Genomic DNA, 23,870 nt, shown 5'->3' with positions numbered 1-23,870 from the left:
CTTTATACCATCGTCAAAACAAGCCAGCTACTGAAACAGTCACGATATTTTTAGTCGGATTGTCATTCTCCCTCTCAGGAGCTTACTGTTGTCTGAACCTTTGCATCAACTGGATTCATTAGATAGTCTGAGCGCTCTCTCTGCATTGACTGAAGTGATGGAACAGTTTGTAAATGACTGGGAAACACAACAAGCGCCTCCGGAAATCAAGCAGTATCAGCATAACAATGAAACACTTAGCCGTTTCCTGTTAATTGAACTCATTAAAATTGATCTGGAATTTCGTTGGGAACGATTTAACTTTCCCAAGCGCATCAAGGAATATCTCGACGAATTCCCCATGCTGCTCGAAGACACGCTCCCTGTAGATCTACTGTATGAAGAATTTCACCTGCTTCGTCAAAATGGTTTTGAAGTGGATCCTGCTGACTATCTCAGTTTATTTCCCACTGTCAGCCCCCAACTGGAACAGCTATTTGACTTGAATCATGCTTATGTCACCACAAAAATCATCAATCAGTCCCCGCCACAAGCGTTCCACCACTTTCAGCCAGGACACACCGTCGATGATTTTGAGCTTCTGACATTGTTAGGTAAAGGTGCATTCGCGAAAGTATATCAGGCACGTCAAACTTCGATGCAACGTATCGTCGCGTTGAAAATTTCAGAAGATTCCAGTAGCGAACCACAAACACTGGCTCAATTAGATCATGATAATATCGTACGAGTATTCGATCAGCGCATCATGCCTGACAAAAAAATTCGTTTGCTGTATATGCAATACCTTCCCGGAGGAACGTTGCAGTCAGTGGTTGAGATCATTCGAAAAACAGCACCCGCAGAACGCTCAGGAAAAATATTGGTTTCCGCGGTGAACCAATCTCTGGAGTTACGTGGGGAATCTCGGCCTTCCGAGTCTTTAATTTATCAAAAGATAAACTCCCTCACATGGCCGGAAACGATTTGCTGGTTGGGAATTCGTCTGGCAAACGCATTGAATTATGCACATAAGAAAGGGGTTTTGCACCGTGATATCAAACCAGCAAATGTACTGCTGACAGCGGAAGGCATTCCCAAACTGGCCGACTTTAATATCAGCTTCAGTTCTGCCGTCACAGGTACCACACCTGCTGCTTATTTTGGGGGAAGTCTAGCGTATATGTCCCCAGAACAATTGGAAGCTTACGACCCCACACATCAACGGCTGCCGGAAAGTCTTGACGAGAAAAGTGACATTTACTCCCTTGGCTTAGTACTCTGGGAATTATTAGCGGGAGTTCGTGCCTTTCAAGATCTTCCAGTCAGTTCAGGCTGGTCGACACTCTTAAAACAGATGATTTCACAACGCAAGACAGGCGCTTCATTGAAAGCTAGTCCACAACACCTGCCTCCCGACTGCCCCGAGCATCTGGTCACTGTGCTTCAAAAATGCCTAGCTCCCGAACCTGAAGAACGCTGGACGTCCGGAGCAAATCTGGCGAACCAGTTGGAATTGTGCCTCAATCCCCGAGCACAGCAGATTTTATTTCCCCCGTCCACAAGTTGGTTCTCACACCTGAAAGGTTGGGAAGTTCCCATTGTGATCTTAATTGTTTTGATCCCTAATTTTTTCGCGGGCCTGTTCAATTTCTTCCACAATCAAAAGCATATCGTTGAACATTTAAAGAACTCACAAGAGGCGTTCTGGCAAATTCAAACGGTCATCAATCTCATTGCTTATCCATTGGGGCTCAGCCTGATTGGTTGGCTGACCTGGACGACACTCCGATTTCGTCATGGGGAAACATCTGAGAACCATAAAGAAAAACGGCATACCAAACTCATTCAAAAGCGGTGTCTACGACTGGGACATTATGCTGCACTCATCTGCACGACAGAATGGATCATCGCGGGGATCGCGTATCCCATCAGTATGCACTATGCCATTGGCGCATTGCCAGCTTCTGCCTACGCACATTTCCTGGGTTCACTCTTACTGTGTGGTCTCATCGCTGCCAGCTATCCTTTTTTTGGAATCACCTATCTCAGCCTGCACGCAATATATCCTCGCTTGCTTAAGGAAAATGATTTCAGTCAGCAGGCACCAGATACGTTCAAACAGATGAAACGTCTGACCTGGGTTTATTTGATTATGGCATTCCTCGTCCCCATGCTCAGTATCGCTTCACTGGCGATGATCAATCTGGATGATAAAATTGCAATTGGTATTTTAACTGTGGCTGGAACTCTTGGTGCAGTCAGCATTTTGCGCGTTTTTCAAGTACTTCAGGCTGATTTTGATTCCCTTAGCGCACTTTATTCTAAGAACCGCCACACAAACCAGTGATCATTTGATTCATGTTTTTTCAATAAAACGTTGTAACAAATTTTAAGCGTTCCCGCTTGGTGGAGTGTGAGACAACAAACTCAACTCTAACCAATCATAAACTAAGGGAACGGAACGATGAAATTTGCAACAACTCTCTTCACATGTGTTGTGGTCACCTTACTCACAATCACAGAAGACGCTTCAGCCGGAAATCGCTCTTCAAAAAAGTCTTTTGGACGATCATCAGGTCGGTCATTCAGTAATCGCAGTTCCCAAAACAAAGGCAACCGCAGCCGCTCATTTTCTTCACACCAAAACCGAAATACATCCATGAAGAAATTCAGCACCAGGCAAAAATTCCATGCCCCACAGACAAAAAAGTTTACTCCCAAATATAATTACCAATCCCAATTCAAAAAGGTGACTCCAAAAAACTCAAACTTCAAAGGTTTTCACAAAACCACGAACCATAAGTTTACAAAAGATATTAAATTTCCTTCGTCACAAAATAATATGAAAAGACCGTTCGTAAAAAGACCAATCACAAATCAGAAAAAAGACTTTTCAAAAATTGGTAAAGTAAATACGAAACATCCTTTCAAACCACAACATAAACCAGATCTGCATCACAATAAGCACATCAAACACAAGAATTTTTTCCATGGTCACCATGGTCATCACATAGGACATCATCATGGCCACAACCTCTGGCATCGTCCCTGGTGTCACATCAACGTCCGTCCCTGGTGTCCACCAGTTTGCCGGCCCTGGTATCCTGTTATTTGTGAAGACCCCATTATTGTTCCTTGTCAAATCATCTCTTGTGAGCCAGTTTTCATTAACCAAATTGGGGTAGCAGTTGTCGCAGCACCAGCCAACACAGAAAAAGCTCAACCTGAACGTCTTGCCTTAGTTGCCGGCCAACAATTTCAATTAACAGCCCAGGGATTAGGAAATGAACAAGGGATGGTTATTATTGAAATCAACGAAATGGGTTTGCCCGCTAAAATTGAAAAATGGGAAGATACGAAACTCGGTTTCCAGACTCCTCAAATCGGATTAGGAAAGGCGACTGAAGCCAAGATGCACATTATGAATAAAAAAGGCCAGTTACTGGCAACACTCGACGTTGATCTCCTGCCCGAACAGGGATCAAAAGGAAATCAGGTCGTCGCGAATTAGTTGATGCGGAACTGAATCGACGCCTTATATCGAAAAAAAAAGCCTCCGAAATATTCGGAGGCTTTTTTTATATAGTAGCGGTCAGCATGGGAAATGGATTTTATTGTTTCAAACAGGAAAAAATTTGGCCTCCATGATAACCTGCTCGATCAGATAACTGTTCTTCCAGTCTGAGCAATTGATTATACTTCGCCAGTCTTTCACTCCGCCCGACCGACCCCACTTTGAGCTGCCCCGCCCCTGTTGCCACAACGAGATCGGCAATCGTCGTATCTTCTGTTTCACCACTACGAGCAGAAACAACAGGCCAATACCCATGATCAATAGACATTTTTAATGTTTCCAGAGTTTCAGAAAGCGTTCCTATCTGATTCAGTTTGATTAAAACACTGTTCGCCGTCTGAGTGTCAATCCCTTGCTGCAAACGTCGATGATTGGTGACAAAAAAATCATCACCAATTAATTGCACGCGATGTCCCAATCGTTCAGTCAGTTTTTTCCAGCCTTCCCAGTCATCTTCCGCTAAACCATCCTCAATGCTGATAATCGGATACGTATCGACCCACCGCTCTAGCAAATCGATCACGTCATCTGCCGAGAGTGCCTCGTCTCCCGTTGCATTTAAATGGTAGGTTCCTGTTTCGGAATCGTAAAAGTGAGTACTGGCGACATCCAATCCAATAGCGACATCTTCACCAGGATTCAATCCTGCAGATTCAATGGCTGCTACAACAAACTTGACCGCTTCACTATTACTGCTTAGCTTGGGACCGTAACCACCTTCATCTCCAATCAATGATCCTTCGTGCCCTGTTTTATTCAATATCTGACCAAGTCGACGGTAGATCGTCACAATCCACTCAAACGCCTGCCGATATGAAGTCGCTCCTACGGGCAGGATCAGGAAATCTTGAAAATCGAGATTACGCCCTGCATGAAGTCCACCTGAAATCATATTGACCATGGGTAGTGGGAGTAACATTGACTGTGCTAATAAAGAGGTTCGTTGGTCCTGACTGGCCTCTTTATCAGAAACATAGTCAGACCAGATTTCAGCAAAACGCTCAACGGGGCTCTGCTGTTGCGATTCCGCAGCTGCATAGGCGGCTGCCAGGGAGGCTCCTAAGATCGCATTAGCTCCCAACCGCGATTTGTTCTCGGTACCGTCCAGTTCACACAGCTTTGAATCGATCTCGCGTTGGTCGGCGGCATCCTGACCAATTAATGCCTCTGCAATCTCGCCACGGACGTTTTCAACCGCCTGAGTGACTCCCAATCCATCGAAACGCTCTAAATCCTGATCACGCAACTCAACCGCTTCAAATTTTCCTGTACTGGCCCCACTGGGAACAATGGCTCTGCCAGAGCGAGAGTTCGCGCAACAGATTTCTACTTCTACCGTGGGATTTCCACGACTATCAAAAACTTCTCGCGCCTGCACATATTCTATTTGCGTCATGACAGATCACTCTCCTGACTGCCGTTGCTAATGTAATGGTTAATGAATCTAAGTGACTCGACCGACTCATCTAATAAGATAACAGGAAATCACTTAACCGTCACCCGATTGGTGTTCACGAATTCAACATCTCAGTTAATCGTGAAACAGCTTTTTGTAATGAATCGGGCGGATCCAGAATCAAAGAAAGAGCGAAAGAACGAACCTGGTCTTGTTGATCAGACTCGGTGAGATAATCGACCGTACTTTTACCATCGACCCGCGATAACATACACGCTGCCAAATGACGAATCGTGCGGCTTCCCAATTCCTGCTCTTCCATTTTGGTTGCCTCTCTAACATCAGGCAGAGACAACTGAGCCCCGTGCTTAACATACTGCTCCCAGAAACCTTCAGCCAGTTGAATACAATGATTTCCCTGTTCTTGATGAAAAATCGCTTTCAGTAACAGATGACTGAGAAAAAAACCAAGGTCAAACGCGGGATCACCAAAATGAGCAGTCTCAAAATCGACTAAATGAATGCCTTGCTCAGTGATCAAAATATTCTTAGGACTGAAATCTGCCAACACAAGACAGACTTGATTGCCAGTCATCTCCTTGATTAAATCTTCAATCCAGGGTCTGATTTCCGGGTGCGATTTCACGATATAGCGATAAAATGGATCAATTCTCAGTTGATCAAATACCTTTTGATCCCCCCAGCGCGTTTGATATTCTTCATTCATAAAACTTTTACGATGAATGGCACTTAAATAGCTTCCCAAATCATGTGCTATTTTCTGATCAAATTTACCATCTAATAAGTCTGCTTTCCAAACTTGATGCTGGGGATCGATTGCCTGCATGGCAAACAGATAGTTCTCTCGATCTTCAAACAGAATACGTGGCACAACTCCTTCTGGTAGCAGGTTCTGTAACTCTTGCATGACTTCCAACTCCCGCCAGATTCGGTCGAGTTCACTAAACCACTGTGCCTGCGTGCGAAGTTGTTCTCGCGACTGTTTGATCACAAAGTCTTCCGAGTCATCCCTATATATACGAATGACTATATTAGAAACCCCCCATGCCAGCGCTTCTGCAGATGCCGTTTCATCAGACTTGAGATGTTGATGGGCCTTTAAATACTCAACAGCATTCTCTGCATTGATTTCCTGGAACATACATCCTTCCTGGCAATTCAAAGTGAATTCGCGTTAACAATCATTAACATTTTCAGGGGTTTAGGAGATCTCTAATGCCAAAATCTCCGGTTTGCAAGAACGAATTACTCGAAATTATTACGAACCCGCTAATACTCTGCCACTGATATGTGCCACATAATCCGCACAATCTGGCCCCTCTCATCATTTACCTGACCGGTTTCACATAAACAGCCCTCAAGCTGACTTGTGAAAAAGTTCGTTTCCAAGCAACTTTTTATTGCCAGGACTGTTTTATATGCTGTAAGATGTAGATGACGGGATAGTTGGGAAAAATGACTGCTCCCGTAAGAACGATGAATTCTATTCTTACACCACACTTGGGTGGTATTCTCTAAGTGAACCACAGGAACAATTTCTATGTTGTCCAGAAATCTCACGTCCCGATGCATGATGTTTCTTTCCGTTGGCTGCCTGGCACTCTGCCTGAGCACAAATCTCGAAGCGGCAAAGAAGTCCATTCGACCTCAAAAATACAATCCCTCTGCAGAGAAGATTGATGACATTTTCACCGCTATGGAAGACGGTACGGTCGATGTCAAGATCGTAGCCAAAAACTCAAAAGGTGGAAACGTTTTGATTACGAACAACAATTCGAAACCACTTAATGTAAAACTTCCTGAAACATTCCTCGCCGTTCAAGTCCTCAAGCAAGGTGCCTTGGGTGGTGGTCTGGGTGGCGGAGGACTCGGCGGTGGACTTGGTGGTCAAGGTCAAGGCGGTGGTGCTCAAACAGCCGGCGGTGGTGCTGGCGGTGGATTAGGTGGTGGTCTTGGAGGGGGTGGTTTAGGAGCCGGCGGTGGTGCTGCTGGTGGAGGTTTCTTCTCAATTCCACCTGAAAAAACAGTTTATGTCCCATACACATCTGTTTGCCTGGAGCATGGTAAAGCAGAACCTGCTCCGCGTATGAAGTATCGTATGGTCAAAACAGAAGATATGGTTAAAGATCCTGCACTGCAAGAACTTCTCAAGTTTGTCGCTACAGGTCGGGTCAATCAACAAGCAGGACAGGCAGCAGCCTGGCATTTGGCCGATAAAATGAGCTGGCAAGAACTTGCATCTAAATCAGTGAAACACCTGGGTGGCTCTCCTGCCACTCCCTACTTCAAGCCAAATGAAATTCAATTTGCAGCTCAATTAGTAGGCATGGCACAGGAACGAGCACGGAATCGAACAGAGACCGCCGATAATTCAAAAGAAAAGACCAAAACCAGAAGTGAAACAGCACGCAGCTTTTCACCTTAAATCAATATTTGCAAAACATACTGAAAAATTTGAATCAAGGCTCAGTAAACCGAGCCTTGATTTTTTTTGCGCGCAGCTCTATCTCTCACCTCCAAACTGAGGTATTTTGAATGGAAGATTCAGAAAAAACCTCAGTTATTACCGGAGCAAAGTATCATGAAAACAAACTTGAGAAGCATCATCTGTATAACCTTCGTTTTACTTTTCTCTCTACTCTGCATGTTTTCTGTTCAAGCAGAAGAAAGCGATTCATTACGCATCATTTGCTTCGGAGCACATCCCGACGATGCAGAATATAAAGATGGAGGGACTGCTGCCCTGTGGGCACAACAAGGACACAAGGTAAAACTGGTCTCTGTCACGAACGGGGATATTGGTCACTTTGAAATGGCTGGCGGGACACTTGCGCAAAGAAGGGCCGCTGAGGTCAAAGCAGCGGGTAAAATTCTTGGAGTTGAAACAGAAGTTCTCGATATTCATGACGGTGAATTGCTGCCTACACTGGAAAATCGAAAAAAAATAGTGCGATTGATTCGTGAATGGAAAGCTGATCTCGTCATCTCACATCGCCCCTGGGACTACCATCCAGATCATCGTTATGTTGGCGTGCTGGTTCAGGATGCCGCATTCATGGTTACGGTCCCTTATTTCTGCCCGAATGTTCCACATTTGAAAAAAAATCCAGTTTTTATGTATTCCAGCGACCGCTTTCAAAAACCCTACCCCTTCCGACCGAATGTGGTTGTTGCCATCGACAACGTATTTGACCAGAAACTCAAAGCAGTCGCACAACTGGTTTCACAATCCCTGGAAGGTGGTGCTGGAGGAAGCTCGGAACGTGCTGCTAAAGTTCCTCCTGCTAATCCACCGGAGTTAAGAATCGAACACCTTCGCCCCTCGTGGGTACGCAGACAATCTTCTGAAGCAAACAAATATCGAACTGAACTAATTGCTATTTATGGAGAAGAAATTGGGAAGAAGATCAAATATGCTGAAGCCTTCGAATTATGCGAGTATGGTTCACGTCCCAACAGGAAAGCACTTTTAAAACTGTTCCCCATACAAGCATCAATTCCACATTCCACAAAGAAATAGATTCTCAAATCGATCTCTCAGCTAAACCACTACTACCAACAGACCTTTAGAGACGGCTCTGGCTCCCCTCTAAAGGTTTTTTTGATTCTGGTCTAGTCAAACGCAATCAAGAAGTAAAGAATTGACAAAGATAGTATTCGCAGTTTAGTATATCAATTACAGTGATCATAAAGGGGACTTACCTGTTCTCCCATGTTACGATGGCGTAACATTGGCCTTCCAGAGACGCACCCAGATCGTTGAATTGCCTGATCATATGAGGCAAAACATGAAGTGTCCTGCAACCCATTTCACTGCCTGGATAATCGTTGCTTTTTATGTCGTATGCCAAATGTCGTTTGTCTGCGCGAAAGACACCATTACCGATTCTCACAAGCCTGATTATCTCAAACAAATCAAACCGCTCTTTCAAGCCAAATGTTATTCTTGCCATGGGCGAGAAAAACAGGAAGGTGGTTTTCGACTCGATCTCAAAAGCCGTGCGCTGGAAGGGGGTGACAGCGGAATTGCGATCATCCCTGGTCAAACTGAAAAGAGTGAACTCTATCACCGCATTTCAGGAACGGGTGATGGCGATAAAATGCCCCCCGAAGGTGAAGGAACCCCTCTCTCTAAAGCAGAACTGGCACTGGTCAAACGTTGGATTGAAACAGGCGCAAAGTGGCCAGATTCTGCTGATCAAAATGAAAAACTTCCCGGCTCAGATCATTGGGCGTTCCAACCCATTCAATCAAATCCGCTTCCCCAGGTTCAGCTCAACTCCTGGGTCAAAAATGGCATCGACGCATTCATCCTGCAAAAACTGGAACAGGAAAAAGTACTTCCTTCTGAAGAAGCTGACCGCAGCACTCTCATTCGAAGAGTCTACCTGGACTTAATTGGCTTGCCTCCCTCGATCAAAGAGTACGAGAAATGGACCACAAATACAGATCCAAACTGGTATGAAAAACTAGTTGACCATTTACTCGCCTCCCGGCACTATGGTGAACGCTGGGGGAGACACTGGCTCGATTTAGCTCGTTATGCGGATAGTGACGGATTTGAGAAAGACAGTAAACGACCGCATGCCTGGCGCTGGAGAACCTGGGTCATCAATGCGTTAAATGAAGATCTGCCCTTTGATCAATTTTCGATTGAACAACTCGCCGGTGATTTATTGCCCAACCCCACGACTGATCAACTGGTGGCAACCGGATTCCATAGAAATACTCTCATTAACCGTGAAGGCGGGACCGATCCGGAAGAAGACCGCGTCAAGCGAACCGTCGACCGCACGAATACACTGGGATCAGTCTGGCTGGGAATCACTGTGGGATGTGGACAATGTCACACCCATAAGTACGACCCTCTCACTCAACGCGAATATTATCGGCTGTACGCCTTCTTCAATTCTTTGACTGAACCGAATATCGGTGCTCCCCTGCCTGAAGAACGTGCCGCCTACGAAAAGGCAAATCAAGTTTATCAAAAAGACCATGGCCCACTTGTCAAAGCGATTCAGGGCTATGAACAAACTAATCTGAATCAATCACTGATCAAATGGGAACAGCAAAATCCCGAGAAAAAGGCAATCTGGACCATTCTGAAACCCGAGTCAGTCCATGCCAAACAAAATACAACCCTCAAGATCCTGCCCGATCGTTCTATATTGGCGGGAGGACATAACCCGGGACGCGCAGAAATTTATACGATCACTTTCAAGACTAACCTGAAAAACATCAACGGAATCCGCCTTGAAGTATTACCAGATCCCAGCCTTCCGAAAAATGGTCCCGGACGTAGCCCTTCCGGAGATTTCGAACTGACAATGCTCACAGTGAAAGCTGCGGACCTGGAATCTCCCCAAACAACGACAGAAGTTCCTCTCCAAAAAGCTCAGGCCAGTTTTGAGATGGCGGGATATAAAGTTGACCGTGTCATTAACAACAGCCCCCATACCGGATGGTCGATTAGTCCACAGCTGGGAAAGAAACAGATCGCAACCTTTGAAACCAAAACTGCCTTTGGTTCTGAGAAAGGTACGCTCGTTACCGTTTCACTTCAGCACTCAACCACGCGAAAACTGTATCATAACCTGGGGCGATTTCGACTGTCACTGACTACCGGATCCAAACCATTGCCCCTGACAGGTATGACGGATATGATCGTTGATACGCTAAACACACCTCGTAATCAACGAACTGCTTCTCAACAACAGGAACTTCTGGAATACTACCGTACAATAGATCCTCAGCTTAAAAAGCTGAAAGATGCCGAACTCGCCCACAGAAAAAAAGCACCCAAGAATCCGGCTGAAACAACAAAAGCTCAGGTCGTGAGCCACCTCAAGGTCCCTCGCAAAACACATCTTATGGTTCGTGGTGATTTTCTAAACCCGGCTGACGAAGTTCAGCCAAACACACCCGCAGTCCTGCCACCGCTGAACATTCAAAAACCAAATCGTCTTGATCTCGCGCGGTGGTTATTCAGCCCCCAAAATCCGTTAACGGCGCGGGTCACCGTGAATCGTATTTGGAACCATTATTTTGGACGCGGCATCGTGTCTACTCTTGATGATTTTGGTACACAGGGTGAACCTCCTTCTCATCCAGAACTTCTGGATTGGCTTGCAACGCAATTCCGTGAAAATAGCTGGAGTTTGAAACAGCTCCATAAATTAATTGTCACATCAGCCACGTATCGCCAGTCTTCAAACAGTAGACCAGAGCTGGCAGAACGCAATCCGTACAATACCTGGTTGTCTCATCAAAACCGTCTACGCGTTGAAGCTGAGATCGTCCGTGATCAGGCGCTTGCCGTCAGTGGATTGTTGAAACATAAGATCGGAGGCCGCAGTGTGAATCCCCCCCAACCTGATGGTGTTGCCAGCCTGGGATACGCGAATTCAGTCAAATGGCCTACCAGCAAAGGGGATGATCGCTACCGGCGAGGATTATACACGTTTTTCCAAAGAACGGTTCCGTACCCCATGCTGATGGCCTTTGATTCTCCTGATTCCAATCTAAGCTGTACACGTAGAGAAAGATCAAACACTCCCATTCAGGCGCTCACAATCTGGAATGACCCGGTCTTTTTTGAATGTTCGCAGACACTTGGAAAACGTATTGTTGCGGAAACACAAAACAAGGGCTCTCAACTCGATACTCGTATCAAACATGCGTTTCAACTCTGCCTGGCACGACCACCTTCGGATGAGGATATCAACATCGTTAAGCAACTATATCGAGATCAAACTCAAATCCTGAAGTCGGATAAGAAAGCCGTGACTCAACTGACAAAGGGTCAAAAGATTCCTGCTGGCAGTACTCCGCAAGAAGTAGCAACCTGGATTATCATTGGACGAGTTTTAATGAATCTGGATGAGTTTGTCACACGTAGCTAGTAGCATAAAAAAACTACATGTAATTTTTAAAGATCACTTTTCGATTTGGACAGAAAAAACGATGAATACCTATTCTGACTCTTTAAATCTGGCACGTCGTCGCTTTCTGCTGAACTCTTCATGCAGTGTTGCCGGTTATGCACTGGCTGCGATGATGGAAAAAGAAGGTTTACTTGCCTCGGATACCAATCTGTCAAATCCTCTCGCCCCCAAAGACTCGCATTTTCCAGGAAAAGCGAAAAACTGTATCTTTATCTTTCTAGCCGGTGGTCCTAGTCAAATTGATCTATATGACCCCAAACCAAAACTCCAGGAGCTAAATGGACAACCTCTTCCTAAAGAGGTCACTGAAAAAGTTCGTTTTGCGTTTATCAACAAAGAAACCGCAACTTTGAGTGGTAGCCCTCGAAAATTCACCAAACATGGTGAATGTGGGACCGAATTTTCAGACTTACTTCCGAATATCGCTTCCTGTGCAGATGATATCGCATTGGTTCGCTCAATGTATACGGAACAGTTCAATCACCATCCCGCTCAACTCATGATGAATACCGGAGTCGGTCGGTTCGGCAGGCCCAGCATCGGTTCCTGGTTGACTTACGGACTGGGAAGTCAATCTACCAACTTACCGGGTTATGTTGTACTAACAGCAGGACGTGGTGCAAGTGGAGGTGCATCGCTCTGGTCAAGCGGCTCTTTACCATCGACTTATGCCGGAGTTCTATTCAGAAATAAAGGTGAGCCGGTTCTGAATTTGAATAATCCTCCGGGAATCAGTTCGGAAATTCAAAAATCGGGGCTGGAAGCCATCAAGCGTTTAAATCGCAAGCAGCTTGACCAGACTGGTGATGAGGAAATTGCCAGCCGCATCGCCAGCTATGAATTAGCATTTCAAATGCAATCCTCGGCTCCTGAGTTGATTGATTTATCAAGCGAAACCAAAGCAACTCAAACCGCGTATGGAGTCAATCGAAAGGGTGATACCAAAAAAGGGAAACGAGGAGGAGGCTCGGACGCCGAAGCGGCCTTTGCCCGCAACTGTCTTTTAGCACGCAGGCTGGTAGAACGGGGTGTTCGATTTATTAATCTCTATCATGCTTCCTGGGATCATCACAGCGGTCTTGATGCCGGTCTTACCCGTAATACGAACATCGTAGACCAACCCGTCGCCGCATTATTGAAAGACCTGAAGCAACGTGGGTTACTCGATTCCACTCTGGTTGTGATGGCCGGGGAATTCGGGCGAACACCACTCGGTGAAAATCGTACTGGCTCTAAAGCAGTTACGGGCCGTGACCATCACCCCAACGCATTCAGCCTCTGGATGGCCGGTGGAGGTGTCAAAGGCGGACAGGTCATCGGTAAGACGAGCGAACTTGGCTGGTCAGTGGAAGATGAGCCGGTACACATTAATGATTTTCATGCAACGTTGCTCCACTTGTTTGGCATGAATCACTTAAAATTAGCTCAGAAGTTTGGTGGCCTCGATATCCGACTGACTAATGTTGGCGGAAAAATCGTAGAAAAACTGATCGCCTGATTGAGGTAGACCTGTTAGTTGATTCTTTCAATTCACCCATTGCCGTTTTACGGTAAGCGAATTTCGCCACCAATGACCAAACCATGCAGTTTATAGCTGTCGAGACTGTCTTGGGCTCGTAACGATACGCCATCGGTTGTGTTAGCAGAAGAAACATTGTAGTAAGTAATTGTTCCTGGTCTGGCGATTTGATTGGCCCATAAGAAGTTGTAACCCACGTTAAATGTGAAATTTTCACTGAGATGTATTCTGGCATTCACGCCAAATTCAAATGTGGGTGCAAATCTTGTTTTTGAGATTTGTGTTACATGAGTAGGGTCCGTTGGCCCGAAAAATTGATTCGTTAACACGCTCCCGTTATAGTTATTGACACCAAATCCAACCTTTGGCTCTGCTGAAATAGTAAACCAGGGATGCACGAATTCCATGCGAATTCCTGCTTGAGGGACATATAGTTTGTTATTCGTAGTGGAATTAATGGTCGTCTCAAAGAAAGGTTGTGGAGGAACTGTATTTAGCTCTTCGAAGCCCCCCTTGATGACCATTTCCTCACCAATCTTCAAATAACGAAAACCAACCATGGGACGAATTTGCAATCCACCCGCCCCATAATAGGTTCTAAAAAAGAGGCGCTCAGTATTAATGACATAATTACTTTCCACTCCCCAAGCCTGAGAATGATATTCCACTTCAAACTTCTGATTAAAATTTCGCCCTACATCAGCCAGCTGACCATCTAACAAAGTTAGTATCGAAATCAAATCTGTTTGGCCATTATTGGGACCCAACAGGTCTTGCACTCCAATGGAAACACCACTGGAGTCAGTATCCATCCCGAAAAAAGAAGTCTCAATGCTTCCCCTATTAAAATCCACACCGAAGGTTCCCCGAATTCCATTGGAACCTTCCTTACCAATTGAACTTAAGTCGAGCTCTTTGGTGGAAAGTGTATTAAATCCATCGAAATCTGCCGTCGCAAATGGTAGCCGAGGGTCGTTACCTGACGTTAGCTCAGTACCAATCAATTGGTTTCCAGGTGGTGCCTTCCAGAGTAAATATTCAACTCGCATCCAACTGTTAGAAACAATATTCTTAAAGAAGCCATCCGCTGGATGATCATAGGCCCAACCACGATCGACGGGCAATACACGAGTAATCATTTCTGATTGATCGCCGGCTCCATAATAGAGGCTCCTGTTATAACCAGAAGCATATTGATCCATGGATTGATAGTATTCCGGATCTGTTCCGTAATTTTGCTCTGGTGAATACTGAGGCTGATAAGGAGCGGACGTAAACATTGTTCCCGGTTGAGCAGGCGCTCCAGTATTATACTGCGCCTGTGCAGAACGAAGCCCTGTCCCTGACAAGATCACTATCATCCCAAGCATCAATCGGTAGGCCGGATTTACCATGTTGTACTTCAATCTCATTTTATAGAAGTCTACAAGCCAAGGGACTCTACGAAACTGCCTTCCATGTAAGACAGCTTCAGCAAAAAATGACTCTGCAGCGCAGGAATTTCTGCGTGAAGAGTATCAGATATATCAAAGGTATCGGTTATATGGGTTATTCGACTTGTAGGAATCCTGCGTTCTTGGACAGAAAGTTGGGAACCCGCAGGCATGCTTGCAACACACTGGGAGAGATAGAACACCAAGGGAAAGACTGTATTCTTTTTATGTAACAATTACAAAAAACGTGGTCGTAAAAGAGCTCAGGTTTGTTTGAGTGCCTGTTTTAATCGCGCACGCTTACCAGAACGATACAGGATCAGGAGCGGAACAATACCCAATAAAAGTAAAACGGCACCATAGACCGGTCTCGCCACCATCCAGACTGCAGAAACAAGAATGAGCGAAAGACTTAAAGAACTGAGTAAGGCAAAAACAGTAATCCCACGTCCTACAAAGTTACCCAATAAGGGAATCTTTTCCACAAGCACGACCAAAGGCTTAAAGAGAGTCGCCAGACCCAGAAATAGTATGACCCATCCAGCTATCCGTAATACCCAGTTAAACAGTGTAGCTTTACTTAAATTCGAATCTTCTGTTGTTTCGTTCTCTTTCTGGTCAGTCGTCGTTTCCTGATTTTCTGAGAGAATAGATTCTGCCTGAGCAATACGGATCTCTCTATCGAGAATTTTTGATTCGTTATGCCAAAGTAAAAACAGTCCCGCAATAACAAATACGATCCCGATACCCAGATTTTTCAAGGCGATTTTGAATCGTGTTCCGAACGAATTTTCTACTGTTTCTTCAGATTTCTGGTTCATTTCATTCGGCTTTTCAATAATGTGGTGGAACTAAGAAAATCGTGTCTAGTTCACATCTATAATCGAAAGTTTCTTAATAATATGTGTAAGATTACGAACAGCGATCGTTCATGAGTAAAAGGTTACAATTGTCAAACAACAACCATGAAATCAGATGTTACCATGATCTGTAATTCTTTAAATGGGGACAACCAGTATCCAATGAAATTCCAGTGAAGTTTTTATATTATGTATTTGTCGTCGAATTATGATAAATACGAACCGATCAAAATATTCATCTTCTGTGGACAAGGATTATTCAATGCCGGAACAGTGTTTTTTGGGAATTGATTTAGGTGCTGAAAGTGGCCGTGTATTGGCAGGATTGCTGGATGGGAAGCAAATTCGCCTCGAAGAAATATACCGATTCAGTAATGGACCAGTTCCGGTTGCGGGAACCCGTCGCTGGAATGTGATTGGACTTTGGTCATCCATTCTCAAAGGATTGTCGCTTGCCGCACAAAAATATGGCGATCAAATTACTTCGGTCGGTGTTGATACGTGGGGAGTCGATTATGTCTTACTTTCCGAAAAACAGGAACTACTGGGACAGCCTTATCACTATCGCGACTCCCGAACTGAAGGGATGCTGAAACTGGCAATTTCACGTGTTCCGCAGGAGGATATTTTTAATGCAACCGGCTTGCAGTTTATGGAGCTTAACACGCTCTATCAATTGTTGGCAATGCAAGAAACAGATCTTGATTTATTAAATCAGGCGGAAATATTTCTCCTCATCCCAGACTTTTTTCACTGGCTCTTATCAGGTAGTCAAGTCGTTGAATTTACGAATGCAACAACCACACAATGCCTGAATCCTAAAACGGGTGACTGGGCTAAGGATTTATTAAGTAAGCTGGAAATTCCAACCACCATGTTACCCAAAGTTATCCCTCCCGGAACAAAACTTGGAACACTTCGTGATGAAGTGATGCAGCAAACGGGTCTTGGTAAAATCGATGTCATTGCCCCGGCTACGCATGATACTGCCTCGGCTGTTGCCGCAATTCCCACTTCCCATACCGGAACAGCAGACTGGGCTTATATCAGTTCTGGAACCTGGTCTTTAATGGGGGTCGAAGTTAATTCTGCAGTACTCGGTCAGCGTGCGTTTGAATTGAACTTTACTAATGAAGGTGGGGTCGACGGAACCTATCGATTATTAAAAAATATTATGGGACTCTGGCTGGTTCAAGAATGCCGGCGCGCCTATGAACGCCGTGGTAAAACTCTGGACTACTCAGAACTGGCAAACGCAGCGGCTGCAGCTGACGCTTTTCGATCTCTGGTCGATCCTGATGATCCAAGGTTTCTCAGCCCTGATGACATGCTGGATGCGATCAAAAATTATTGCGAAGAAACCAAACAACCGATTCCGGAAACCGAAGGCCAATTTATTCGCTGTGCCTTGGAAAGCCTTGCTTTGAAGTATCGAAAAGTCCTTGGTTGGCTTGAAGAACTGACGGGCACTTCTATCGAAGTGATCCATATTGTAGGAGGCGGTACGAAAAATGAGCTCTTGAATCAATTCACAGCCAATTCGTGTCAAGTCCCAGTGATCACAGGTCCCGTGGAAGCCACAGGTTTGGGGAATGTATTGGTACAAGCCAGAGCTGCAGGTTCAGTGAGTTCGTTGGCCGAAATCCGTGAAATTGTCTTGAATTCTACTGAAACCAACAGATATGAACCACAAGACAGTGAAATTTGGAATCAGGCGGTTCAACGCTTTGACGATCTTTCACAATCGGCTCCCTAATCAATGAAAGGCCCGACTCCCCGCTTTGGGCTACTTGTCGTCTGTACCAGAACACTATATTATCCGGTCCAGGACTTTTTAATCATTGAATTCAGAATTATCCAATATAAATATCAGAGAGTAGGAAAATGGGTCTGTTTGACCGCTTAAAACGTGGATTACAAAAAACAAAAGAAGTCATGCGAACAGATGTTCGCGACTTATTCAAAGCAGGTGAGATTCTCGATGATCAGAAAATCGAAGAATTTGAAGCACGCCTGATTAAAACAGACATGGGAGTCACTTCTGCTTCTGCAATTTGTGAAGAGATCCGCAAAAAGCATGGTGGCCGCACCGTCATTCTGGACGAAATCGAAGAAACAGTCAAAGAGAAACTGAGATCATTGCTCGAAGGGGAAGGCGATACAAAATGGGATATCGCAGACCCCTTGTCTCCGCTCAATAAGAATCCGAACGGTTTGACAGTGATCCTGGTCGCAGGCGTGAACGGTGTCGGAAAAACGACATCGATCGCCAAACTGGCTAACTTACTGCTCAAACAGAACAAAACCGTTGTATTAGCTGCGGGAGACACATTTCGGGCGGCCGCTGTAGAACAATTGACTATGTGGGCCAACCGATTAGGTTGCGAAATTGTGACACGTCCTGATGGCACCGATCCTGCGAGTGTCGCGTATTCAGGCTGCGAAAGTGCATTAGAAACTGGAGCAGACTACCTGATTATTGATACTGCAGGTCGATTACAAACCCATGCGAATCTGATGGAAGAACTGGAAAAGATTAAACGTGTCATCAGTAAAAAAGTCCCCGAGGCACCACACGAAAGTCTGCTGGTTCTGGATGCGACCACGGGACAAAATGGAGTGAGTCAGGCAGAGCATTTCACGAAAGCAATTGAATGTTCCGGACTAATTTTAGCAAAATTAGATGGAACCGCGCGTGGTGGAGTGACCGTCGCGATTCGTCAGAAGATGGGTATACCCGTTAAGTATGTCGGTGTTGGCGAACAAATTGACGACTTGGAACTGTTTAACTCACAGGGGTTCGTAGACGCGCTATTTGAATAGTGCTGTGAAACTACGCGTAGCCTAATTCGTTTCTATTAAAACACTTCTTTTCGACATCGTAATTTATGTTCTCGCAAGTGCTTAAAACTTATGCAAATTTAATAATATTAGGTATTTGGTAAGATATTCTGCTATGAGTATTTAGATAACTAGGCAAACCCCTCCTGATTATACAGCCTTTGCTTACGCTAATTCTTTTGGTCAAAGTGAATAGTAATAGTTCCGATATTCCGAGTTAGAACCATCGTTGCATTAGCGCTCAATTTAGCGACCATTCCAGGTCGCCTAGTTCTAACGATGGAAAAACTAATTTCACCGTCGGTTTCGCTTTCACATGATGTTTTTGAAAGCTTATGCGCCTTCCCGATTGACGGTACGGAGACCAGGCACCTCATAAGTGCACTCAGGAGTTAAAATATGCAAAAACTGAATGAAATTACTAGAAAAGCCAGGCTGACTGGGCTCCTTTTAAGTGGGCTTGGTCTGATGGCAGTATCGCCAGCATTTGGTGGTGATGGTAACTGTGCCCCAGCTTGCACACCATCTCAGCCAAATGCTTGCTGCACGAAAGTGTATGAAGAAGCCGGTGATAAGCTTGCCGCTGAACTGGATCGTTTAACAGCAGAATGCTGTGCCCCCAAAACATGTACAGATCCGAATAGTTGCACAGACCCCAACACCTGCTGTGGCGAAGAAGAATCATCTGATGATGGTGATTGCTGCAGTGGTCGTCTGACTCGACTGTTTGATGACTGTGATGGTTGCGGTAACTTTCTGGAAGACAACGGCTGGAGTCTAAGTGGTTGGTTAGAATTCGGTATTACCTTCAATGGTAACCGTCCTTCTAACGACTTGAACACACCCGGTGTTGGATTCAACCAGGCTGATAGCCAATTCATGTTGAACCAGCTCTACTTTGTCTTAGAAAAAGACGCCGCAGCCAACGAAGACTGCTTCGGTTGGGGTGGCCGTGTTGACCTGCTCGTCGGTTCTGATGCCGCTGATACCGCTGTATTCGGTGGTCCTAATAATACTCCGAACTTCGATGGTACATGGTCTGACAACGACATTGCTACCGCGAACCAAATCGGACTGGCAATGCCACAGTTGTATGCATCATTCTATGCACCTGTTGGAAACGGTCTGACTGTAAACGTTGGTCACTTCTATACCGTCATTGGATACGAAGTCGTTCCCGCTCCCGATAACTTCTTCTACTCACATGCTTATACCATGCAGTATGATGAGCCATTTACTCACACTGGTGCCTTAGCCAGTACCGATTTGAGTGACAATGTTGCTCTGACAGGTGGTATCACTACCGGTTGGGATGATTTTGAAAATCAAAACAATGAGTGGAGCTTCCTGGGTTCAGTAACCTGGACCAGTGATAGCGAAGACACTTCTGTTGCTTTCGCTCTCAGCACAGGTAGTGAAAATGACGCTTTCGGTGGAACATCTAACCTGACTGTCTTCAGTATTGTTGCTCAACAAAAACTGACTGACAATCTGAATTACGTGTTCCAACACGACCACATGTTCTACCGTAATGGAGACATCAACGATCCTGGTCAGGATGCGGAAGCCTATGGTATCAACCAGTACTTGTTCTATGAAATGAGTGAGTGTGCTCAAGCTGGTATCCGTGCTGAATGGTGGAGAGACCACAACGGTACTCAGCTGGGTAATCCAGGAACAAGCTATTACGAAATTACCGCTGGTTTGAATTATAAGTTGAATTCCTGCATCCGCGTTCGTCCTGAAATTCGTTGGGACTGGGCAGATGGCGCTGATCCTTGGACCACTTCAGATGGGGGAACCAAAGACAGCCAGTTCACAGTTGGTACAGACGTCATTCTCGTCTTCTAATATCAGCAGTGGAATCAAAATGTGATAAAAAAGGAGCCTTTCCTGTTGGGGAAGGCTCCTTTTATTTCATGCAAAGTGATTGAACAATTAATGTTTAAAATGTCGGCGACCAGTGAAGATCATCGCGATCTGGTGCTCATTACAGGCTTCAATTACTTCTTCATCCCGCACTGAACCTCCGGGTTGAATGATGGCAGTCACACCAGCTTTAGCCGCTTCATCCACTCCGTCGCGAAACGGGAAGAAGGCATCAGAAGCAACAATTGCCCCCTGGCTTCGCTCACCGGCTTTGTAAGCAGCAATATAAGATGAATCGAGACGGCTCATCTGACCTGCACCAGCACCAATCAGCATTTCGTCCTTCGCCAAGACGATGGCATTTGACTTTACATGTCGGCACACAATCCAGCCGAATGACAAATCGTTTACTTCTTGAGCCGTTGGTTCGCGTTTTGTGACAACTTTCCAACCTGAAGTGTCATCGCGCAGTTCATCTTTCTCCTGAACCAGTAAACCTCCCGAGACCCTGCGATAATCAAGACTGGCACAAGCAGGCGATTCCGGCAACGGGCATTTCATCAACCGCACATTTTTTTTCCACTTAGGCTTAGTAGTCAGCAGTTCAAATGCCTCTGGATCATAATCGGGTGCAATAATAGCTTCTATGAAGCGGTTCGGCTCACATAATTTTTCCGCCGTCTCTCGATCAATGGGGCGATTAAAACTCATAATAGAACCAAAGGCACTGACGGGATCACCGGCATACGCTTTTTCGAACGCCTCTCCCAGCAAATCGGCGGTTGCACAACCACAGGGATTGGTATGCTTAATTACTACCGCTGCCGGTTTTTCAAAATCACTTGCGATTTGTAAAGCCGCATCCAGATCCAGAAAATTATTATAAGAGAGTTCTTTTCCATTTAGCTGCTCAGCCAACGCGACACTTGCCGCAGGAGGCGCTTTCTCTACATAAAATGCAGCACTTTGATGAGGGTTTTCGCCATAACGTAATTGATTTCGACGTACAAGATTGATACTCATTTGCGAGGCAAATCGTGAATCTTCATCTTGTTCTGAAGGCAGCACGGAAGCCATATAATTGGCAACCGCACGGTCGTAACAGGCGGTCATTTCGAATGCGGCTGCGGAAAGTTCAAGCCGAAACTCGGGAGTCAACGGTCCTGCCTGTATTGCTTCTAATACACGATGATACTGTGCCTGTGACGTGACAATCCCAATGTAAGCATGATTTTTCGCAGCAGAACGGACCATACTGGGACCACCAATATCAATTTGCTCGATTGCTTCCGATAAAGAGACGTCAGGTTTGGCAATTGTCTCTTCGAAAGGATAGAGATTACAGATGACTAACTCAAAAGGAACGATTTCAAATTCCTTGATAGCTTCAGCATCACCGGCTAAGTCAGGTCTACCTAGAATCGCACCATGCACTTTCGGGTGAAGTGTCTTGACGCGTCCATTCATGATTTCGGGAAAGCCTGTATATTCAGAGATGTCAATCACATTGACTCCCTGCTCTTCCAAATAGCGGCGGGTTCCCCCCGTTGATACAAATTCAAATCCCAATTCAGCAAGACCTTTGACAAAAACGTCCAGGTCTGACTTATCACTGACACTCACTAATGCACGACGCGGATGCGAATTACTCATTTGTTTCTTAATCAATCGCCTGAGAATGCAGAAAAGCGACAACTTCCCTGCCTGGTAAAGATATTCCCCGAGTGCAGGCAGATGTGAGAATCGACAAATCAAGCTGCCAAACACTTAACAAGCAGTCAGTTTAGCCACTCAGTGAGCAGAAAACAAACCTTGGTGGAACCAGTGTTTTGTAAAGTGAAAACACACTTTACTGATTGGCATTTTCATTCACTGCGTCTGTCGTCTGAGAATCCGTTGTCTCTGGCTCCGGAGTCATTTCAGGCAGAATGGGATAGCGATCCTGGTGTTTGAAACGGATAGGAAATGGAAGGTCACTCTGTTTCAGACACATAATTAAACCAGATTCTGAAGAACAGAAAATACGATCTGTCCGTTCATTCATCAATTTCACCTGGAACTTTCTGAGGGGAACTGCAGAAAGCACGGCACCATCATTACGGGAAAGAATCAGTAAATTTCCAAGTTTATCAGACGCATAAACACGTGTCGGTGACATGGAAACAAAAGTCGATCCCAACGGTTGCCACCATTTTTCCTGACCTGATGTTGCCGAGAGCTGAAAAAGCCCGTTCTTGTTTGATGAAAGATAAACTTCATTGTCTAAAACGGTGACTGGTTTACGTAGTGGAAAAGAAGTACGAATTCGCCAGCGTACAATTCCATTTAACAAATTCAGACAGTACAAATTCTGGTCTTCTGAAGCGAGAAAAACACTGTTTCCAAATTCGGCCAAATTCGCGGAGATGGGAGCGTCTGTCTCAAACTGAAATGCCAATTGGCGGTCAGTCAGAGTCACAGAATAGAGTGATCCGTCCTGGCTCGCAAAAATCAATGTGCGATTTGTTACAATGGGAGGTGTTCTAATTGCTGCTCCTGTCTGATAGGTCCAGCGAATGGCACCGTCGCGCCAGGCAGGTAACTTGGATTCACTACTCAACTCATCCAGCTTTTTCAAATCCCAGGCAAACATGCGCCCCTTCAATGTCCCAACATAGATCGAATCTTCATCGACTGTAGGGCTGGTCGAAGCCGAGTTTGGAAGTTGCAATTCCCAGTCAATCTCACCATTTAATCTGTTGATTGAATACAATTTCATTCCAACGGTAATAAAAACATACTTCGAATTTGAAACGGGAGGATAAGTAATTGCATCACCTCTCCCCAGTTGCGTTGCCCATAGTTTTTTTCCTGTTTCATTGTCGAACGCAGTAATAATCCCGGAACTCGCAAGCGCGTATAAATTGATTTCATCCAATGACAAATGAACAATTCGATCTCGTGAAGCGTCAACTGTGGCTTGCCCCCACCAGACACGATCCAAATCGTATTGAACCAGTTGCCGATTTGAAAGTAGAGAGATGCCTACTGAAGATTCATTGAGTCTTTGTGCCTGAAGACAATCAGTCAACGAGACCATCAGAAACAACGTCAGAAAACCAGAAACCAATTTCTTCCAACCAGACATATTGCCGTCTTTTCAATTATGATAAGGGAAACAGATTTTGATAGATGAAAGGAAACAACCTGAGTGATTGAAATCAATACGAAATCACTTCTTTTGAAGTCTACATCACTGGAAGACTGTCAGCGAAAACTGTGTTTGAAAACAGACTCGGATCATCGATTCTCTCGATAGAACCTTGTTTTACAACCCCCATTCTACCCACCCTACCAAATAGGAATCCAGCTTTGTTTGGGTTGGATTTCAAGAATATTCACGATGAGAACTGAACATTTTCATGACATTCCTGATTTTATTGGAGTCTCAAACG

At 45.1% G+C, this 23,870-nt stretch carries 15 protein-coding genes; 9 read left to right on the top strand and 6 right to left on the bottom strand.

The features are described from left to right. Positions 1-88 precede the first annotated feature (88 nt). Entirely contained in the window at positions 89-2,326 is a 2,238-nt protein-coding gene (locus V144x_RS12490) for a serine/threonine-protein kinase (protein WP_144985489.1), read from the top strand. Positions 2,327-2,443: 117 nt separating this feature from the next. Next, on the top strand, positions 2,444-3,490 hold the full coding sequence (locus V144x_RS12485; protein ID WP_144985488.1) for a hypothetical protein: 1,047 nt from the start codon (positions 2,444-2,446) through the stop codon (positions 3,488-3,490). A gap of 100 nt (positions 3,491-3,590) precedes the next feature. Here V144x_RS12485 and eno read toward each other — a convergent pair whose 3' ends face one another. Next, positions 3,591-4,949: a phosphopyruvate hydratase gene (gene eno, locus V144x_RS12480; RefSeq protein WP_144985487.1), complete on the bottom strand. Its 1,359-nt coding sequence runs from the start codon at positions 4,947-4,949 to the stop codon at positions 3,591-3,593. A gap of 115 nt (positions 4,950-5,064) precedes the next feature. Further along, entirely contained in the window at positions 5,065-6,111 is a 1,047-nt protein-coding gene (locus tag V144x_RS12475) for a phosphotransferase family protein (RefSeq protein ID WP_144985486.1), read from the bottom strand. A gap of 399 nt (positions 6,112-6,510) precedes the next feature. On the opposite strand from V144x_RS12475, the gene V144x_RS28910 reads away from it, so the two are divergent. From V144x_RS28910 to V144x_RS12460, 4 genes are all read left to right on the top strand, one after another. After that, on the top strand, positions 6,511-7,395 hold the full coding sequence (locus tag V144x_RS28910; RefSeq protein WP_197998894.1) for a hypothetical protein: 885 nt from the start codon (positions 6,511-6,513) through the stop codon (positions 7,393-7,395). 156 nt (positions 7,396-7,551) lie between these two features. Continuing rightward, on the top strand, positions 7,552-8,490 hold the full coding sequence (locus tag V144x_RS12470) for a PIG-L deacetylase family protein (RefSeq protein ID WP_144985485.1): 939 nt from the start codon (positions 7,552-7,554) through the stop codon (positions 8,488-8,490). Between the two features lie 268 nt (positions 8,491-8,758). After that, positions 8,759-11,872, top strand: a complete 3,114-nt coding sequence (locus V144x_RS12465) for a PSD1 and planctomycete cytochrome C domain-containing protein (protein WP_197998893.1) — start codon at positions 8,759-8,761, stop codon at positions 11,870-11,872. A 61-nt stretch (positions 11,873-11,933) separates the two neighbouring features. Continuing rightward, the gene (locus V144x_RS12460; RefSeq protein ID WP_144985483.1) at positions 11,934-13,412 is read left to right on the top strand and encodes a DUF1501 domain-containing protein; all 1,479 of its coding nucleotides are present in this window, start codon (positions 11,934-11,936) and stop codon (positions 13,410-13,412) included. A 47-nt stretch (positions 13,413-13,459) separates the two neighbouring features. Here V144x_RS12460 and V144x_RS12455 read toward each other — a convergent pair whose 3' ends face one another. After that, positions 13,460-14,827, bottom strand: coding sequence for a BBP7 family outer membrane beta-barrel protein (locus V144x_RS12455; RefSeq protein WP_197998892.1), 1,368 nt, complete (start codon positions 14,825-14,827; stop codon positions 13,460-13,462). Between the two features lie 302 nt (positions 14,828-15,129). Next, positions 15,130-15,687, bottom strand: a complete 558-nt coding sequence (locus V144x_RS12450) for a TMEM43 family protein (protein WP_144985481.1) — start codon at positions 15,685-15,687, stop codon at positions 15,130-15,132. Positions 15,688-15,988: 301 nt separating this feature from the next. Between V144x_RS12450 and rhaB the strand changes: the two genes are divergently transcribed. The 3 genes from rhaB (at position 15,989) to V144x_RS12435 (ending at position 20,418) form a co-directional block, all read left to right on the top strand. Further along, the gene (rhaB, locus tag V144x_RS12445) at positions 15,989-17,482 is read left to right on the top strand and encodes a rhamnulokinase (protein WP_144985480.1); all 1,494 of its coding nucleotides are present in this window, start codon (positions 15,989-15,991) and stop codon (positions 17,480-17,482) included. Positions 17,483-17,610: 128 nt separating this feature from the next. Then, on the top strand, positions 17,611-18,549 hold the full coding sequence (ftsY, locus tag V144x_RS12440; RefSeq protein ID WP_144985479.1) for a signal recognition particle-docking protein FtsY: 939 nt from the start codon (positions 17,611-17,613) through the stop codon (positions 18,547-18,549). A 417-nt stretch (positions 18,550-18,966) separates the two neighbouring features. Beyond that, the gene (locus V144x_RS12435) at positions 18,967-20,418 is read left to right on the top strand and encodes a porin (RefSeq protein WP_144985478.1); all 1,452 of its coding nucleotides are present in this window, start codon (positions 18,967-18,969) and stop codon (positions 20,416-20,418) included. 87 nt (positions 20,419-20,505) lie between these two features. On the opposite strand, the gene purH is transcribed toward V144x_RS12435, so the two are convergent. After that, positions 20,506-22,089 carry a bifunctional phosphoribosylaminoimidazolecarboxamide formyltransferase/IMP cyclohydrolase gene (purH, locus tag V144x_RS12430; protein WP_144985477.1) on the bottom strand — a complete coding sequence of 528 codons (1,584 nt, stop codon included), beginning with the start codon at positions 22,087-22,089 and terminating at the stop codon, positions 20,506-20,508. A 196-nt stretch (positions 22,090-22,285) separates the two neighbouring features. Continuing rightward, positions 22,286-23,563 carry an outer membrane protein assembly factor BamB family protein gene (locus V144x_RS12425; protein WP_144985476.1) on the bottom strand — a complete coding sequence of 426 codons (1,278 nt, stop codon included), beginning with the start codon at positions 23,561-23,563 and terminating at the stop codon, positions 22,286-22,288. Between the last annotated feature and the right edge of the window lie 307 nt (positions 23,564-23,870).

The sequence above is a fragment of the Gimesia aquarii genome (assembly GCF_007748195.1).
Lineage (GTDB): Bacteria > Planctomycetota > Planctomycetia > Planctomycetales > Planctomycetaceae > Gimesia > Gimesia aquarii.
This window is presented reverse-complemented; position numbering and strand designations above follow the sequence as displayed.